Genomic DNA, 17463 nt, shown 5'->3' with positions numbered 1-17463 from the left:
TCCATATATGTGAACGATTCCCGGACCAATTTCGCAAACGGCCCGCCCACCGTGTTCGGCACCGACCTTCATCTGGAGCTGCACGGACCCGGGCTGCGCGCAGGGCTCACGGACGCCTTGAGGGAGGCCGTGCGCACGGGACGTCTGGCACCCGACAGTCGGCTGCCGGCCTCCCGCTCACTCGCCGAGGACCTCGGCGTCTCCCGCAACACCGTGGTCGAGTCCTACGCCGAGCTGGTCGCCGAGGGCTGGCTCACCGCCCAGCAGGGCTCCGGCACCCGGGTGGCCACCCGGGTCGAGCCGCACAGGGCGGCCGCGCCCATCGCTCCCCGCGCCAGGCCGGACAAGCCCCGCCCCCGGTACGGCCTGCTGACGGGTGCACCGGACCTCGCGAACTTTCCGCGCACGCAGTGGCTCACCGCGGCCCGCCGCGCTCTGACCGCCGCGCCGCACGACGCCTTCGGCTACGGCGACGCCCGCGGCCGCGTCGAGCTGCGCACCGCACTCGCGGACTACCTGACGCGGGCCCGCGGGGTATATGCCGAGCCGGAGCGGATCATCATCTGTTCCGGTTTCCACCACGGCCTGGCGCTGATGGCGCAGGCGCTCAGGGTGCGGCGGGTGCGGGCGGTGGCCGTCGAGGCCTACGGCCTCGACCTGTATCGCGGCCTGCTGGCGAACGCCGGTCTGCACACCCCGCCCCTCTACGTCGACGACCATGGCGCACGCATCGAGGACCTCGCGCGACTGCACGACGTGGGCGCGGTGCTGATGACCCCGGCGCACCAGTACCCGACGGGGGTCGCGCTCTGCCCGGACCGGCGCACGGCGGCCGTCGAGTGGGCACGTGCCGCTGGCGGCCTGATCCTGGAGGACGACTATGACGGGGAGTTCCGGTACGACCGGCAGCCGGTGGGGGCCCTGCAAGGCCTCGATCCGGAGCGGGTGGTGTATTTCGGTTCCGTGAGCAAGTCCCTGGCGCCGGGGGTACGGCTCGGGTGGATGGTGCTGCCGGAGGAACTCATCCCGGAGATCGTGAGGGCCAAAGGGCACGGCGACTACATGACGAGCGCGCTGGAGCAGCTGACGCTCGCGGAATTCATCGCCTCGGGTGCGTACGACCGTCATGTGCGCTCGATGCGGCTGCGCTACCGGCGTCGCCGCGATCAGCTGATCGAGGTCCTGCGCCAGAGGGCTCCCGGCATTCGTGTGGCCGGCATGGCGGCAGGACTGCAGACGGTCCTCGAACTCCCGCGTGGAACCGAGAGCGCGGTGGTCCAGGACGCGGCCCGGCAAGGTCTGGCGATCAGGGGGTTGACGCAGTTCCGCTACGAAGTGGCGGACTGCGGATGGCAGTTGCCCGAACGGGATGCCCTGGTGGTCAACTACGCGGCGCCCTCGGACAGCGCGTGGGCAGGCGTACTGGACGCACTGTGCAGGGTGATGCCCTAGTGGGGCTTGGTTATCTTGGGGGAAGGAGGGCGTGTTGGCCTCGCGGAGGTGAGGGCCATGACTCCGCAGGAGCTCGTGGAGGCCCAGGACCGGTTGGCGGCGTTCGCGGCCGAGGTGTTCGCCCCGTTGGGACGGTCCGACCAGCGGCGGTGGGGCGAGCGGTATGTGCGCGGGCTGCTCGGTGCGGGCCGCCGCAAGTCGATGGAGCCGATGGCGGCCCGGCTGGGGGTGGACCGGCAGGGCCTGCAGCAGTTCCTGGCCGACGCCCCGTGGTCCCATCAGATGGTGCTGGCCGAGCTGGCCTGGCGCATGGAGCCGGTCATCCGCCCGGCCGCCTGGGTGATCGACGATGTGTCCTTTCCCAAGGACGGCCACGCCTCGCCCGGCGTGGCCGCGCAGTACTGCGGGGCGCTGGGCAAGACCGCCAACTGCCAGGTCGCCCCGAGCGTGCACCTGGTCACCGACGCGGCCTCCTGTCCGGTGAACTGGCGGCTGTTCCTGCCCGAGCAGTGGGACGTGACCGCCGCGCCCGCCGAGGACGCCGACCAGGTGGCCAAGCGCCGCCGCCGGGCCCACATCCCCGACGAGGTCTGGCATGTCGCCAAGTGGCAGCTGGCCGTCGACATGGTCGACGAGCTGCGGTGCTGGGGGCTGGACCCGCCGCTGATCGTGGCCGACGAGGGCTACGGTCAAGACGGTGCCTTCCGGCTGGCGTTGGAAGAGCGCGGCATCGACTACGTGGTCGGGGTGCGTTCGGACACCGCGGTGCTGCCCGAGACCGCCACGCGTACCGCTCCGGCCTGGTCGGGCACCGGCCGGCCCCCGGTGCCCCGCTACCGGCAGGCACCCACCTCGGTGCGCACGCTGGTGCAGGACGCCGGGCACGGCGCCCTGCACCGGGTGACCTGGCGGCAGGGCTCCAAGGGCCCGTTGCGCTCGCGGTTCGCCGCACTGCGGGTGCGCCCCGCCGGAGTGCGGCTGCGCCGGGCGCACCCCGGCGAGGACCTGCCGGTGTGCTGGCTGCTGGCCGAGTGGCCCGCCGGCGAGAAGGAGCCGACCAAGTACTGGCTCTCCACGCTGCCCGCGGACACCCCCCTGCGGCACCTGGTGCGCTCGGCGAAGCTCCGCTGGCGGGTCGAGCACGACTACCGCGAGCTGAAGACCGCCTTGGGGCTGGGTCACTTCGAGGGCCGCACCTGGAACGGCTTCCACCGGCACCTCACCCTGGCCTCGGTCGCCCAGGCGTTTTGCACCCTGGAGCGACTGTCCCCGAAAGCGGCGGCCACGGCCTGACGACCTACCAGGTCGTGGCCGGACTGCAGGTCCTGCTGGCCTGCTGGGCCGGGCGCTGCCCGCTGTGCCGGACGCCGCTGCCCCCACCCAGACACACCAAGCCCATCCCAACCTAACCAAGCCCTACTAGCCCACCGAGCCCCAGTTGCGCCGTTGCCTCAGACGCGGCAAGGGCTTGCTGGGATCTGTGAAGAGTGGTCCTGCCGGGGTCTCCAGAATCACGCGCGCCGAACCGGCAATGTCGGCACGCGAGTATCCAGTGGTCGGATCCAGACGCAACGCCGTCGCGCCTCTCTCTGGTTTCTCCGCTTCACGGACCTGGCTTCTATTCCAGCAGACCTGTGGCTGAGTGTCCGCATCGGGCGTGAACTCGTACCCAACGTGATCGAAGAGCAGGATGCCGTCGATCACGGGCTCGCCCTCCTCGGTCGGATGCAGGATGCAGGCGAATGCAATCGGCCGTTCCTCCCACCATCCGATGCGGTACTGCTCCGAGCGCTGCCAGCGGGAAGCGAAGCGTTCGTTGAATGCCTTGGCTACTCCCCAGGCCCTCACGAGCCCACCCCGGACGTTGTAGTGAGCGGCGTACTGGTCGAGGGCGATCCGGAGCGCTTCCTGCACTTCTGGGTGCATGACGTCTACTCGGCCCGTCCGGTGCTCGGCAACGCGCACGGCGCTGTTGTGCAGAGAGGCAATATCGCCCACCAAGTCCCATGTCCCTGCTGGCCCTGGGGTATGGCCGGCCGCTTCGAAGCTGCGCACGCGGACGAGGTACTCCCGGATCAACTCTTGGTAGAAGCGCCTCGTTGCGCGGCTCGCACCCGGCAGATCGGTGATCCAGTCAGGACCATCGTTGCCGCGACGTCTGAACAGACCCATGCTGCATCCCCTCCCCGGCTGATCAGCCCTGCCCCTGGAGCCTGTTGCCCGATTATGGCGGGTCACGGCAACACAGGCTTTCCACTTGTGTTCCCCCACCCCGCAGTGCTCGCGTTGGTTGGCGCTCTCGTGCATCCTCCCCCCAGGGGGATCAGGGCGCCATGGATCTGCTCGTGCTCGCCGCCGTACGCCAACCGGTACGCCAACAGCAGCGCACAACGGCAACTGTCGGCGGTGCTGGACGCCCCAAGAGAGCAGCTCTTGTCACTCCAGGACACGGCCTGAAAAGCGGAAGGTCGCCGGTTCGACCCCGGCCCCAGCCACAACCGCCCCACCAGGGCAAACACCCCCTCCGGGATCTTCCGGAGGGGGTGTTTTCGTATCGGATACGCCAACGGCCTCAACTGTGCCCTTCGTGCATGCCCCTCGACGGCAGCCGTTGAGGGGCATGTACGAGTGCACATCCCGACCGTGCGGCTCAGCCTTTCGGACGAGTCAGAACCATGCATCGGCCTCGCCCAAGGGCCGTCCCGTAGCGGCCTCCAACCCGCGAGAGTGACAGCCCGCTCGGCCATCTGGCTGATGCCGGGCGTGTCCGGTTCGGGGGTCTTTCGGTGGGGGCCATCCTCGCCCGCAGAAGCCGGGGCGACGCTGCCGAAAGCCGAAAGGTGCTGCTGCACGATGAATCAGACCCTGACCCGCATCCGAGCGTGCACCGTCGCGGTGTCCGCCGTGCTGGCCCTGGTGACGGCCCTGGCAGGTGGCGCCACGGCCCAGGCACAGGCGGTTGACCATGCCGCCACCGTGGACGTGCCGTGCAAGGTCCGGGCGCTCGTCGAGGCGATCAACACGGCCAACGCCTCACCGGGCGCCGACACCCTCCGGCTGGCCCGCAAGTGCACCTACAAGCTGACGTCCCCGGACACGGCCAATCCCGCCAACGGCCTGCCCACCATCACCAGCGAGATCACCATCGACGGCAACGGTGCGACCATCACACGCGCCAAATCCGCCCCAGACTTCCGCATCCTCCTCGTGGCCGACACGGGCACCCTGACGCTCAACAAGACCACCATCAGCGGCGGCCGGGCGACAGACTGCCCCATCATCCCCGGAGGAGCGGGAGCGGTCTGCGGGGGCGGCATCAACAACCAGGGAACCTTGACGGTGAACCACTGCCGGGTGGTCCACAATGCCGCCGATTCCGCCACCGACGGCATCCCCGTGGAGGGCGGCGGCATCGACAGCGATGGCCCCGCGGCGACTTTGAACGACACCGATGTCAGCAACAACACCGCCATCTACACCGGCAAGACTGCGGGCACCGCCGACGGCGGCGGGATCGGCAACGACGGCCCTCTCACGCTCAACCGCAGCCGCGTGACCAACAACACCGTGAGCGTCACCGAGAACCCCGACAGTTTCGCGTTCGGTGCCGGCCACGCCGCTTTCGCGGAGACGACGATCGACCACAGCACCATCAGCGACAACCACGCGAGCGCCCCGGGCGGCACCGCGCGCGGCGCTCTGTCCAACGCCGTTGACATGACGGTGACCGACACCGTCATCAGTCGCAACACCACCAGCGCCCCGCGCGGCCTCGCCACGGGCGGCGGAGTCGCGAACAACGCCCCCATGCGCATGGTCAACACCCGCGTCATCGACAACACCGCCACCGCTGCAGGCGGTACCGCGCGGGGCGGCGGGATCAGGAACGGTGCCTTCGGCGAGCTCACCCTGACAAGCAGCAAAGTGCTCGGCAACACGGCCAGCGCTCGCGGCGGCACCGCCCAGGGCGGGGGCATCGACAACCCTGAAGGCGGCACCGTGACGACTCATCGGTCGGACATCAGCGGCAACACCGCCAAGGCTCCGGGCGGCGGCACCGCCCAGGGCGGGGGCATCTACAACGCCATCGGCTCCACGACTCTGAACGACAGCGCCGTCACCGACAACAAAGCCAGCGACGGGGGCGGCATCTTCAAAGCCTCTGGCACAGTCACGCTGAACAACACCGTGGTCAAGCGCAACAAGCCGAACAACTGCGCCCCGCCGAACAGCGTTCCTGGCTGCATTGGCTGAGCCCATCGGCGAGGCCCGTACCGGGCGCGGTACGGGCCTCGCCTGCAAGCTGATGTCAACGTGAGGTCGCCTCGCCCCCCGGGCCAGTCCTGCTGCCACCGGGCGCCCCCGAAGACGGCCTGCAAAGCGGGCGGCCGTGACATCAACGCTGACATCAACGTCCGCAGACAACAGCATCCGAGTACGGATGTGCACTGCCATCACCTCCGCCCGGTACCCCACCCCGCAGGGACCGGAGATCGCCTGAAAAGCGGAAGGTCGCCGGTTCGACCCCGGCCCCAGTCACCGCCGCCCTACCAGGGCAAACACCCCCTCCGGGATCTCCCGAAGGGGGTGTTTTCGTATCGGTTACGCCAACGGCCTCAACCGTGCCTTCGTGCATGCCCCTCGACGGCAGCCGTTGAGGGCAGCACGGGTGCACCTGGCGGGCCCTGGTCCGCGATGGCGCCCATCAGGGCAAAGTCCCCTCCGAAGATCTTCGGAGGGGACTTTTTCGTGTCCGTGACATCACCCAGTGATATCAACGCATCACGTGAGTGCCTCGTCCAGTCGGTCCAGGGCTCGGCGCTTTTCGTCGAGTGACGGGGATCCATCCCCACCTCTCTCAGGGGGTCGCTCCCGGCCTCTCAGCAGGTCAGCGCCCCCACACGGTCTGCTGGCGCGACGTGCTCACGCACCGTGACGCTGCTCGAGTTCTGACTTGCACGGCCTGGTCGCCTGCGTTGCGATGGAAGAAGAGGCGAGCATACGGCCCTCGATGTTTATCGATCTTTCCTTGCGGGGCGCGGACGGTGAGAGACGGGTGACAGCTCACGGGAGCGAACAGCCTCCGACGTCCCAGCCTGACCTGGGCGGCCAGTTGGAGCAGATCGCTGATCAGCTGGTCTCACTCGCCCGTGTGCAGGAGCGGCTGCACAGTTTGTACGAAGTAGCTCTCAGCCGCGACGTGGATCTGCGGGCTGTGTTGCGGACGATCGTGACGACCGCCATGGATCTCGTCGGCGCGCGGTACGGCGCGTTGGGTGTGCTGGACACGGACGGGGAGGGAAACGGCGGACTGGCCGAGCTCATCGGGGTCGGGCTGAGCGAGAAACAGCGCACGGATATCGAAGGGCTTCATTCCCCCGAAGGGCGCGGGTTGCTGGGGCATCTGATCCACGCCCCTGTGCCGCTGCGCGTGGACAGCATCTCGGAGCACCCGGCCTCAGCCGGCTTTCCTCCCGGCCACCCGGAAATGCGCACGCTGCTCGGAGTGCCGATCCACATCCGTGGTCAGATCTACGGCAACTTGTACATCGCTGATCGTCTCGACGGATGCCCCTTCAACGCCCAGGACGAAACCATGGTCGTTGCTCTTGCGGGCGCAGCCGGCCTGGCCATCGACGACGCTCGCCTGTTCCGCCAACTCCGGGATGATGCGGAGGAGTTCCAGCGGCTGCTGGTCCCGCGTCTGCCGGACCTGAGCCCCTTTGAGGCTGCTGCGGTCTATCGTCCCGCCCCGTCGCCGGGCCTTCTCGGCGGTGACTGGTACGACGCGCTCCTGGTGTGCGAAGACACCTGCGTAGCTGTCATTGGTGACGTTCTCGGGCATGACGTCCCTGCAGCCGCCGCCATGTCGCAGGCACGGCAGATGCTCCGGGCGCTTCTGTACGACAGCGACTCGCCCCCCAGCAATATCCTCGCCCGACTCGATCGCGCTCTTCAGGCAATCACGGACGTCCCTGTCACGACCGCTTGCCTGGTGCGGCTGGAGCCGGCAGCGCCTGGGCTCTGGACACTGCGGTGGAGCTCCGCCGGTCACTGTCCGCCCGTGTTCATCGCCCCGGATGGACAGGTGCGATGCCTGACCATCGACTCCGATGCGCCTCTTGGCGTCGACCTCACGATGCCACGCCGCGACCACACCCACCCTGTACCGGCCGGCTCGACCATCGTCCTCTTCACCGACGGGCTGATCGAGTGCTCGCAGCAGCCCATCGACACCGGGTTGCAACGTCTTGTCGCCCTCGCTGCGGAATGCGCGCAGATGCCACTGCGCACGTTCGTGCAGGCCTTGTCCGATCGACATCCCAGTGACGGACACGACGACCTCGCGGTCCTCGCCCTGCGGCCTCCGGTGTCGGCTTGATCATCGCGCGGCGCGGTCACGACTTCTTGAATTTTTGATCCAACCCGTAGCCCCAGGGCCTGTCGGTACGGCACATCAACGCAGCAGACGAAGCGGCTGAGCGGGATCGAATGCGTCGAATCGCCGGCGCCGCATGCCACGCCAGGCCGAACCACGCAAAGGCATAGCGGGTGCCACACGTGTGGTGCTGTCGCTGGTTCGGGTGCGGGGCGCCTCATGGCGTCCCGGCATCACGCCTCGGCTCGTTGGGTGATGGCTGCCTCGGTGCGGTCTCCCAGGAACTCGTACCACCGGCGTTCCAGGCAGACGTAGCGCACGTCCGCTTCGACGAGGCTGAGGAAACCCGACACGGTCTCGCTGAGACGTTGCTGGAGCCCCCGGTCGGCCAGGGTTCCGTCTTCGGCGAAGGCCTGGTAGCTGTCGGCCAGGCTGAACATGTCCGGGTAGACCCGGGTGCCCAGGTGTTCCAGGGGAATCCTCAGGGTCCACAGCCCGCGGTTGCCGCCGACCAGGGACGGCGAAGCGGAGACGAGCATCGCGTGCTTGGTCTTGAAGGGCTGCGGCCGTACGCGGGAGACCCAGTCGATCGCGTTCTTCAGCACTCCCGGCACGGAGGCGTTGTACTCCGGCGAGGAGATGACGAAGGCGTCGCTCTGCTCCAGCCGGTCGCGCAGGGCGAGGGCGCCGGGCGGCAGCCCTTCGGTGGCCTCCATGTCGCCGTCGTACAAGGGCATGTCGAAGTCGCGCATGGCGGCGAGGTCGACGGTGGCACCGGTGTCGGAGACGAGCCGGGCCACGAGGGCGGCGAGGCGGGCGTTGGTCGAATCGGCTCGCAGTGCCGCGCCGAAGACCAGGACCCGGAGCGGGCCCGGAGCAGTGTCCGTGGGCATGGGGCGGTCCTTCCGTCGTGGGCACGCGCCTCCAGTGGGGCGCCCCACTGACCAGTGTGATTCCGGGAGGGCCGCGGTGCGACAGGGCCGGAACCGACCGCCCGGAGCCGGCCGGGTCGATGATCTGGCGCCCGCTCGGGGTCGGCGGGGCACCAGGGCAAGGCAAATCCCCTCCGAAGATCTTCGGAGGGGACTCTTTCGTGTCCGTGGCATCACCCGTTGGCATCAACGCGTCACGGACATGCCGCGCTCAGCCGCTCCAGGGCCCGCCCCCTCCCCGCCTACTGCATCACCTGCAGGTGAGGGTGGTCGAAGGACTCCGGGCACAGGTAGATCTGCATCGTGTAGCCGCGACCGATGTTGATCATCGTGGGTTCATGGGGGTGCGGGTAGAGCGGTCGTTCGCTCTGGGGTGGTTCTTCCTGGGGGCACCAGCTTCCCGTGCCCCCGTCCCATTCGGAGCTGTCCACCGTCAGGAGGGGCTGCATCGTGCTGCCGCATTCTTCGCAGAGCATCGGCCAGGGGTCGCAGAAACTCCAGTTGCCCCACCCGCCGAGCTTCCATCCGGGAGCGACAGCGAGGTCGAACTGGTAGCCGTACGGGCGGCCCTCCTCCCAGGAATGGATTCGTTTGCGAAGGTCCGCATCGAGCTCGTGCGGGGCCGGGTACTCGCGGACCGGCTCGGGGTGGAGGAGACAGGGTTCCGGCAGGGCCTCGTCGCCGCTGACCACGGCCGGCGGAGGGGCGTCCCGCGCCGCGCTCACCGTGTCGGCCGGGCGCCAGCGCAGCTGCACTCCGGGCATGCAGTCCTCGCCGTGGTCGAAGGAGCACCAGAGCACCTGGAGCAGGTCGGTGCCGGGCGGTCGGGGCAGCGAGGGAACGTCGCGGGCGTACAACTGCAGCACGGGCAGCAAGGGGACAGGACCGTCGACGGGCAGCCGCACACCTGTGAAGCCCATGCCGTTCACAAAGGCACGCTCGTCCGGGGTGAGGAAATCGGTGTTCGGTGTCCGAGGGCGTGCCCAGCCCTCGGACAGAATGCGGCGCCGTTTCCGAAGGTCGTACGGGGTGTGGCCGACCAGCCAGGGGCCCGTGTGTTCCGGGCACGTCGGCCATGGTTCTTCGACAGGCCACAGCAGCGGTCCGCCGACCGAGCTGTCGGCCGCCGTCGGGGCACCGGGCCGCGGATGCAGACGGACGGCGGTACGCGCAAGCGGCGCCAACTCCGGGAAAACCGCGGCGACATCAACGGGACGGGGCGGTGTCGTACGGGACATGACGTGAGGCTAGCGGCCGGGTCCGACATCGCCGTTCCTCCGGCAATCGACGGTCCCAGATCCCGCGCACGGCGGACGGAACGGCCCGCAGACCGCGGGTTGGGACCGGACGCCGGCGCCGACCCGGCTCCCGTCCGCGGCCTCGGGTCAGCCGTGCTCGGCGAAGGCCGCGGTGACGGCCTCGCGATCGGCACCGCCGGCCAGCAACAGCCGAAGGAGGATCCGGGCCTTGTAAGGATCGAGGAGGCCGCCGTTGATGAGGCCGCGGCGTTGCAGGTCGGCCTCCGAGCCGATGGCTCCATAGGTGTGCCGCAGAACGGATCCGCTGCCGGTGCGGGAGGTGAGCACGACGGGCATGCGTTCGGCCAGAGTCCCCAGAAGATCGGCCAGTCTGCCCGGGACGTGACCGACGCCGAAGCCGGCGATGACCAGTCCGTGACGTGCGTCGGCGACGGCGGCGACGGTGTCCACGTCCTCGTCGAGGGTGACGGTGTGCAGCGCGACTCGAGTGTTGTCCAGCGCCTCAGGCCGCGGGTACGGGGCGCGGAGTCGTACCGGAGCAGTGAGTATTCGGGTGTGGCCTTCGATGACGTGGCCGATCGGGCCGGTGTTGGGGGAGGCGAATGTGGCGGTGCTCGTGCTGTGGGTCTTGCGCACCCAGCGGGCTGCGTGGATCTCGTCGTTGAAGACGACCAGTGCCCCCAGGCCGCGGGCGGCGGGCGAGGCAGCGGTGCGGGCGGCGGCGAGCAGGTTCGCAGGGCCGTCGGGTCCCGCGAGTGTCGGGTTGCGCATGGCTCCGGTCAGCACGAACGGCTCGGCGTGCGGCCAGACCAGGTCGACAAGGAAGGCGGTCTCTTCCAGAGTGTCGGTCCCCTGGGTGACCACCACCCCGCAGGCCCCGGCCTTCACCGCTTGTGACGCGGAATCCACCAGGTCCAGGATGTGCGCGAAGGTCAGATTCGCGCTGGGGACGGCTTCGATGTCATGGATGTCCAGGGGCATTCCGAGTCGGGCGAGTCCGGGCACGGCCGCGGTGAGGTCCGCTCCGTTCAACCGGCTGACGACACCTTCGCCGCCCGGGGTGTGGCCCGCCATCGAGATCGTGCCGCCGAGCGTGAACAGTGCAACGCCCATCCCCTGTGCCTCCCGCTCGTATGCGGGCAACGACCGATCGCTGCCCTCGGTTGCCCTCGGGAGTGGATCACGTCTGCCGATCCTCTGCCAAGGCGCCTTCTCGATTGCTTGCGCAGGCAGGGTGGGCGAGGGCCCAACGCCTCGTGAACCGCCACACTCCAGAACGATGTGGCGACGGTCCTCCGATCCTCTGACCAGGACCGCACTCCGGCACGACGACGGCGACGGCAGCGACGACAGGGCGCGTCAGACGTGCGCGAGGAGACGCTCCAGCGGCCGGGGCACGCGCTCGAGGTCCAGGTGCGCGACCAACGCCTGTGCGTAGAGCGCCTTGCGCCCGCTGTGGGTGCCCATGAAGCGCCGCAGCTGGTGCTCCACGGGTCGTTCCCGCTGCGCGGGCTGGCCCTGGAAGGTGTGGAAGGGGCGCATCTCGCCCTGGGCCTCGATCACCTGCTGCACCCCCTCGGCCCCGAGAGCGCGGATCAACTCGTCCTCCAGGTCGGCGACGCACACATGGAACCCGAGTGTCTCCAGTCCGGCGTGCGTGAGACCGGACCCGAGCCCGACCCGCTCCAGATGACGCCGGAAATGCCGCTCCTCGCCGATGTCGCAGAGACCGGCCAGCGGGAGGCCGAGTCCCGGAGGACCACACACGTCCAGGAAACGCCCGATGCTCGTCGCGCCTCCGAGCGGTACCACCGCGACGCCCTCCGCGCCGAGGTCGCGGCCGTGGCGCGTGGCCAGCGCCTCGACCGCGACCTGGTCGCTGCTCCCTTCGACGAGCACGATCGTCCGCACGCGCCCGGCCAGTTCCCGCGCCACCGTGGCGGCCGCATCCGCCCCCGCTCCGCCGGCCGCCCACGCGACCAGCGCCCGGCGGAATCGCCTCAACTCGTCCACGAGACCTCGCCTCCCGACGCGATCCTGACACGGCCGAGATCCCGTACGCATGCACGTTTTTCCGGGGCGAGGATCCGAGAAATCGAGGGAAGTGCGGCTGCGCGTGAGCGGTCAGGCTCGGGTGGACTGGTCGAGGGGGACGCACCCGCACGTCGGCATGGTCGCTGTGCCCGGCAGCCACCCGGACAACCTCCATGCGGCGCAACTCCAAGATCCAGAAGCAGCGAGACGAACAAATAGGCTGGCGCGGCCCCACCCACCGGGCAGTAGCCTGCGGGCCACCCCAGAGAGGCGGACCCGATGGCCTTCGACGCAGAACGATCGGCGCGCATCGCTGCGATGCGGGAAACCGCCCGGCCCGTCTGGGAGGCAAGTGGCGACACAGACGTCCTGCAGCAGTTCCTCAAGGACAACGGGTGCCATGGAGTGGAAGCGGTGTTCGTCACCATGGGCCTGTTGAACTGCGATCTTGCCGAAGCCCAACGGGCCTTCTTCAGCGCCCCGTGCCGCGACGCCGAACTCCGGTTCCAGAACGACTTCCTGGACCTGCTCTCCAGGGCCGCCGACGACACCTGACAGCACCGGCGGACGGCGGTGCGTTGACTGGGCCATCAAGACTCCACCGACCTCGGAGTACGGTGCGCGTGGCCAGGCCCGCCACACCGGCCACATGACTCCGTGCAGCGTGCGCAAGGGCGCCGGCGGTTCCGACGACCAGCAGACCGCAGCCTCAACAGATCCCGCCCCCAAGGCATATGAGATCCCCGCACGTCATGCCGATCATGTGATCGAGTCGGCTGACCGCCCCGGCGAGTGTACTTGGCATGTCCCGGCTCTGACGCTACGTTCTGGCGCGTCGGGGCAGAGTCAGCCGTGCGGGTGGGGAGAACATGGGCGGGGACCGGACGAAGGTCATGGGGGACGTCGAGCTCGAGAAGGACCGGGCTCGCTTCGGGCTCCTCGCGGTGATCGTCAGCAATCTCGCGATCGCCGGTGTCGCGATCTTCGGGGTGTGGCGCCTGAACGGCGACACGTCCGTCATCGTCGGCGTCCTCACCGCGGCCTTCACCGCCGTCAGCAGCATGACCACGGCGTATCTGGGCATCAAAGCCGTCTCCAACACCGCGAAGTCGATGGTCCAGGAGCGGACCGCCCAGCCCCACCCGACGCCCCCGGCACCCCAGCAGCCGGCCTCGGTGCCCCAGCAGTCGGGCGACCACTGAGCCGACGGGGGCACGACGGCCACGCCCCGTCCCCATCCCCGTAGAAATCGCACGCGTGGTCGGGCGAAACGCGGCGCCGAACCGCCGGAGACAAATCGTTAGCCACGAATTTCGCCGAGGTGAGATCCTGGATCGCGTATGTCTACGCATCCCGCCCCCGCCCTCGGCACCCTTGCCCCCCGCCTGACCGAGCTGTCCCTGCGCGACGCGCACCGGCTCGGCCGCAGGCTCGAAGGCGCGCGCAAGATCCGCAAACCCGAGGCCAGGGCCGCCGTACTCGCCGAGATCGAGGCGGAGGTCGCCAAGGCCGAGGGCCGGATGACCGAGCGCACCGCCCGTGTCCCCGCCGTCAGCTACCCCGAGCAGCTCCCGGTCAGCCAGAAGAAGGACGACATCGCCGCCGCCATCCGCGACCACCAGGTCGTGATCGTGGCCGGTGAGACCGGGTCCGGCAAGACGACCCAGATCCCGAAGATCTGTCTGGAGCTCGGCCGGGGCGTGCGCGGCATGATCGGCCACACCCAGCCCCGCCGGATCGCGGCCCGTACCGTCGCGGAGCGGGTGGCGGAGGAGATGGACACGCCGCTCGGCGAGGCCGTCGGCTGGAAGGTCCGGTTCACCGACCAGGTGAACCCGGACGCCACGTTCATCAAGCTGATGACGGACGGCATCCTGCTCGCCGAGATCCAGACGGACCGCGAGCTGCGCGCCTACGACACGATCATCATCGACGAGGCCCACGAACGGTCCCTCAACATCGACTTCCTGCTGGGCTACCTCGCCCAGCTCCTGCCCAGGCGCCCGGACCTCAAGGTCGTCATCACCTCGGCCACGATCGACCCCGAGCGCTTCTCCCGGCACTTCGGCGACGCGCCGATCATCGAGGTCAGCGGGCGGACCTATCCCGTCGAGGTGCGCTACCGACCCCTCCTCGAAGAGGAGTCCGACGACGCCGACCGCGATCAGATCACCGCGATCACGGACGCCGTGGAGGAGCTGATGGCCGAAGGCCAGGGCGACATCCTGGTCTTCCTCTCCGGTGAACGCGAGATCCGCGACACGGCGGACGCGCTGACCAAGAAGCAGTACAGGTTCACCGAGATCCTGCCCCTGTACGCCCGGCTCTCCCACGCAGAGCAGCACCGTGTGTTCCAGCCGCACACGGGCCGCAGGATCGTCCTCGCCACGAACGTGGCCGAGACCTCCCTCACCGTCCCGGGCATCAAGTACGTCATCGATCCGGGCTTCGCGCGCATCTCCCGCTACAGCCACCGCACCAAGGTCCAGCGCCTGCCCATCGAGCCGATCTCGCAGGCGAGCGCCAACCAGCGCAAGGGCCGCTGCGGCCGTACGTCGGACGGCATCTGCATCCGGCTGTACGGCGAGGAGGACTTCGAGGCCCGGCCGGAGTTCACCGACGCCGAGATCCTGCGGACGAACCTCGCCTCCGTCATCCTCCAGATGACCGCGGCCGGCCTCGGCGACATCGAGAAGTTCCCCTTCATCGACCCGCCGGACCACCGCAACATCCGCGACGGCGTCCAGCTCCTGCAGGAACTGAGCGCGCTGGACCCGGCCCAGAAGGACCCGCGCAAGCGCCTCACCGACACCGGCCGCAAGCTCGCCCAGCTGCCCGTCGACCCGCGCCTCGCCCGCATGGTCCTGGAGGCGGACAAGAACGGCTGTGTCCGCGAGGTCATGGTCATCGCCGCCGCCCTGTCCATCCAGGACCCGCGTGAGCGGCCCGCCGACAAGCAGGCCCAGGCCGACCAGCAGCACGCACGCTTCCGGGACGAGACGAGCGACTTCCTCGCCTACCTCAATCTGTGGCGCTACATCCGCGAGCAGCAGAAGGAGCGGGGCTCGTCGTCGTTCCGCCGGATGTGCAAGCAGGAGTACCTGAACTTCCTGCGCATCCGCGAATGGCAGGACATCTACACGCAGCTGCGCACGGTCGCCAAGCAGATGGACATCCATCTCAACGAGGAGGAGGCCCCCGGCGACCGTGTCCATGTCTCGCTGCTCGCCGGCCTCCTCTCCCATATCGGGATGAAGGACGTGAAGGAGTCCAAGGACTCCGCGCCCGGCGCCCGCAGGGACGGCGGACGGAACGAGTACATCGGCGCCCGCAACGCCAAGTTCGCGATCTTCCCGGGCTCGTCCCTGTTCAAGAAGCCCCCGCGCTTCGTGATGTCCGCCGAGCTCGTGGAGACGTCGCGTCTGTGGGCGCGGGTCAACGCGAAGATCGAGCCGGAGTGGGTGGAGCCGCTGGCCGGCCACCTCCTCAAGCGGACCTACAGCGAACCGCACTGGGAGAAGGACCAGGCGGCGGTGATGGCGTACGAGAAGGTCACGCTCTACGGCGTACCCATCGTCGCCCAGCGCAAGGTGAACTACGGCCGCATCGATCCCGAGGCCAGCCGCGAGCTGTTCATCCGCAACGCGCTGGTGGAGGGCGACTGGCGCACCCACCACAAGTTCTTCGCCGACAACCGCAGGCTCCTCACCGAGGTCGAGGAGCTGGAGCACCGCGCCCGGCGCCGGGACATCCTGGTCGACGACGAGACGCTCTTCGACTTCTACGACCAGCGGGTGCCCGAACACGTCGTCTCCGGCGCGCACTTCGACTCCTGGTGGAAGCGCAAACGGCAGGAGCAGCCCGACTTCCTCGACTTCGAGCGCGAGATGCTCATCAACGAGAAGGCGGGTGCGGTCACCAAGGACGACTACCCCGACTCCTGGCTCCAGGGCCGGCTGAAGTTCAGGGTCACCTACCAGTTCGAACCGGGTGCGGACGCCGACGGCGTGACCGTCCACATCCCGTTGCAGGTTCTCAACCAGGTGACGGACGAGGGCTTCGACTGGCAGATCCCCGGCCTGCGCGAGGACGTGGTCACCGAGCTGATCCGGTCCCTTCCGAAGCCCATCCGCCGCAACTACGTCCCGGCACCGAACTATGCGAAGGCGTTCCTGGAGAAGGCGTCCCCGGACGGGGCCGCCCGGTCGCAGCCGCAGGAGCCGCTGACCGTGACCATGGCGCGCGAGCTGAAGCGCATGGTCGGTGTGCCCTTCGAGGCCGAGGACTTCGACTGGTCCAAGGTGCCCGATCACCTCAAGATAACTTTCCGGATCGTCGACGAGCGGCGCCGCAAGCTCGACGAGGACAAGGACCTTCAGGCGCTGAAGCTCCGGCTGAAGCCGAAGGCCCGCAAGGCCCTCTCGCAGGCCGCGGCGGCCACGGCCGAGCGGCAGGGCGGTGAGTCGCTGGAGCGTACGGGCCTCACGGACTGGACGATCGGCACGCTCACCCGCGTCTTCGAGACCCGTCGCGCCGGCCAGCCGGTCAAGGCGTACCCCGCGCTGGTCGACGACGGCGACACGGTCTCCGTACGCCTCTTCGACACGGAGGAGGAGCAGGCGCAGGCGATGTGGAAAGGCACGCGGCGCCTGATCCTGCGGAACATCCCGGTGAACCCGGCGAAGTTCGCGTCCGAGAAGCTGACCAACCAGCAGAAGCTCGGACTGTCCGCCAACCCGCACGGCTCGATCCAGGCCCTGTTCGACGACTGCGCGATGGCGGCCGCCGACAAGCTGATCGGGGATTTCGGGGGGCCGGCGTGGGACGAGGAGTCGTACCGGAAGCTGTACGACAAGGTGCGCGCGGAGATCGTCGACACGACGGTCCGTACGGTCGGGCAGGTGCAGCAGGTGCTGGCCGCCTGGCAGGCCTGTGAACGCCGCCTGAAGGCCGTACGCAGCCCTGCGCTGCTGCCGAACCTGGCGGATGTGCGGGCGCAGCTGGACGCCCTCGTGCAGCCCGGCTTCGTCACCGAGGTGGGTATCCGGCGGCTGCCCGACCTGATGCGCTACCTGGTCGCCGCGGACCGCCGGTTGCAGCAGATGCCGACCAACGTCCAGCGGGACACGACGCGTATGGCGAAGGTGCAGGAGATGCGGGACGAGTACGCGTGGCTGCTCGAGCAGCTGCCGCAGGGCCGGCCCGTCCCCTCCTCGGTGCTGGAGATCCGCTGGATGATCGAGGAGCTCCGGGTCAGCTACTTCGCGCACGCGTTGGGCACTGCGTACCCGGTCTCCGACAAGCGCATCGTGAAGGCGATCGACGCCGCGGCGCCGTGACGGCGCGGTGACGTGGGGTGAGTTCGACCAGGGGCTCACCCTCCTGTACAGTTCTTTTTCGCAGCGCA

At 69.0% G+C, this 17463-nt stretch carries 12 protein-coding genes; 7 read left to right on the top strand and 5 right to left on the bottom strand.

Annotated elements, in window-relative coordinates; all coding sequences use genetic code 11:
* Positions 1-9 precede the first annotated feature (9 nt).
* A complete protein-coding gene (locus ACQEXA_RS29825; protein ID WP_432929775.1) occupies positions 10-1452 on the top strand; it encodes a PLP-dependent aminotransferase family protein in 1443 nt (480 codons plus the stop codon).
* Positions 1453-1509: 57 nt separating this feature from the next.
* A complete protein-coding gene (locus ACQEXA_RS29820; RefSeq protein ID WP_432937488.1) occupies positions 1510-2745 on the top strand; it encodes an IS701 family transposase in 1236 nt (411 codons plus the stop codon).
* A gap of 126 nt (positions 2746-2871) precedes the next feature.
* Here the strand turns inward: ACQEXA_RS29820 and ACQEXA_RS29815 are convergent, their stop codons facing one another.
* Positions 2872-3624: a hypothetical protein gene (locus tag ACQEXA_RS29815; protein ID WP_433131609.1), complete on the bottom strand. Its 753-nt coding sequence runs from the start codon at positions 3622-3624 to the stop codon at positions 2872-2874.
* A gap of 681 nt (positions 3625-4305) precedes the next feature.
* Here ACQEXA_RS29815 and ACQEXA_RS29810 point away from each other — a divergent pair.
* Both ACQEXA_RS29810 and ACQEXA_RS29805 read left to right on the top strand, forming a co-directional pair.
* Positions 4306-5706 (top strand): hypothetical protein, encoded by a 1401-nt coding sequence (locus tag ACQEXA_RS29810; RefSeq protein WP_432929785.1) that lies wholly within the window; start codon positions 4306-4308, stop codon positions 5704-5706.
* A gap of 859 nt (positions 5707-6565) precedes the next feature.
* On the top strand, positions 6566-7834 hold the full coding sequence (locus tag ACQEXA_RS29805; RefSeq protein WP_432929787.1) for a PP2C family protein-serine/threonine phosphatase: 1269 nt from the start codon (positions 6566-6568) through the stop codon (positions 7832-7834).
* Positions 7835-8064: 230 nt separating this feature from the next.
* Here ACQEXA_RS29805 and ACQEXA_RS29800 read toward each other — a convergent pair whose 3' ends face one another.
* The 4 genes from ACQEXA_RS29800 to ACQEXA_RS29785 all read right to left on the bottom strand — a co-directional run bounded on the left by ACQEXA_RS29800 (position 8065) and on the right by ACQEXA_RS29785 (position 12035).
* A complete protein-coding gene (locus ACQEXA_RS29800) occupies positions 8065-8724 on the bottom strand; it encodes an NADPH-dependent FMN reductase (RefSeq protein WP_432929789.1) in 660 nt (219 codons plus the stop codon).
* Between the two features lie 281 nt (positions 8725-9005).
* On the bottom strand, positions 9006-10001 hold the full coding sequence (locus ACQEXA_RS29795; RefSeq protein WP_432929791.1) for a hypothetical protein: 996 nt from the start codon (positions 9999-10001) through the stop codon (positions 9006-9008).
* A 147-nt stretch (positions 10002-10148) separates the two neighbouring features.
* Complete coding sequence (locus ACQEXA_RS29790) at positions 10149-11135, bottom strand: asparaginase (protein WP_433131607.1); 987 nt, start codon at positions 11133-11135, stop codon at positions 10149-10151.
* A gap of 246 nt (positions 11136-11381) precedes the next feature.
* Positions 11382-12035 carry a TOPRIM nucleotidyl transferase/hydrolase domain-containing protein gene (locus tag ACQEXA_RS29785; protein ID WP_433131605.1) on the bottom strand — a complete coding sequence of 218 codons (654 nt, stop codon included), beginning with the start codon at positions 12033-12035 and terminating at the stop codon, positions 11382-11384.
* A gap of 300 nt (positions 12036-12335) precedes the next feature.
* Between ACQEXA_RS29785 and ACQEXA_RS29780 the strand changes: the two genes are divergently transcribed.
* From ACQEXA_RS29780 to hrpA, 3 genes are all read left to right on the top strand, one after another.
* The gene (locus tag ACQEXA_RS29780; RefSeq protein ID WP_432929797.1) at positions 12336-12611 is read left to right on the top strand and encodes a hypothetical protein; all 276 of its coding nucleotides are present in this window, start codon (positions 12336-12338) and stop codon (positions 12609-12611) included.
* Positions 12612-12925: 314 nt separating this feature from the next.
* Entirely contained in the window at positions 12926-13258 is a 333-nt protein-coding gene (locus ACQEXA_RS29775; protein WP_432929799.1) for a hypothetical protein, read from the top strand.
* A gap of 138 nt (positions 13259-13396) precedes the next feature.
* The gene (gene hrpA / locus ACQEXA_RS29770) at positions 13397-17395 is read left to right on the top strand and encodes an ATP-dependent RNA helicase HrpA (RefSeq protein WP_433131603.1); all 3999 of its coding nucleotides are present in this window, start codon (positions 13397-13399) and stop codon (positions 17393-17395) included.
* The last annotated feature ends 68 nt before the right edge of the window (positions 17396-17463 follow it).

The sequence above is a fragment of the Streptomyces sp. CA-106110 genome (genome assembly GCF_050936285.1).
Lineage (GTDB): Bacteria > Actinomycetota > Actinomycetes > Streptomycetales > Streptomycetaceae > Streptomyces.
Note: the sequence above shows the minus strand (reverse complement) of the source record. Positions and strands in the feature narration are given on the sequence as shown.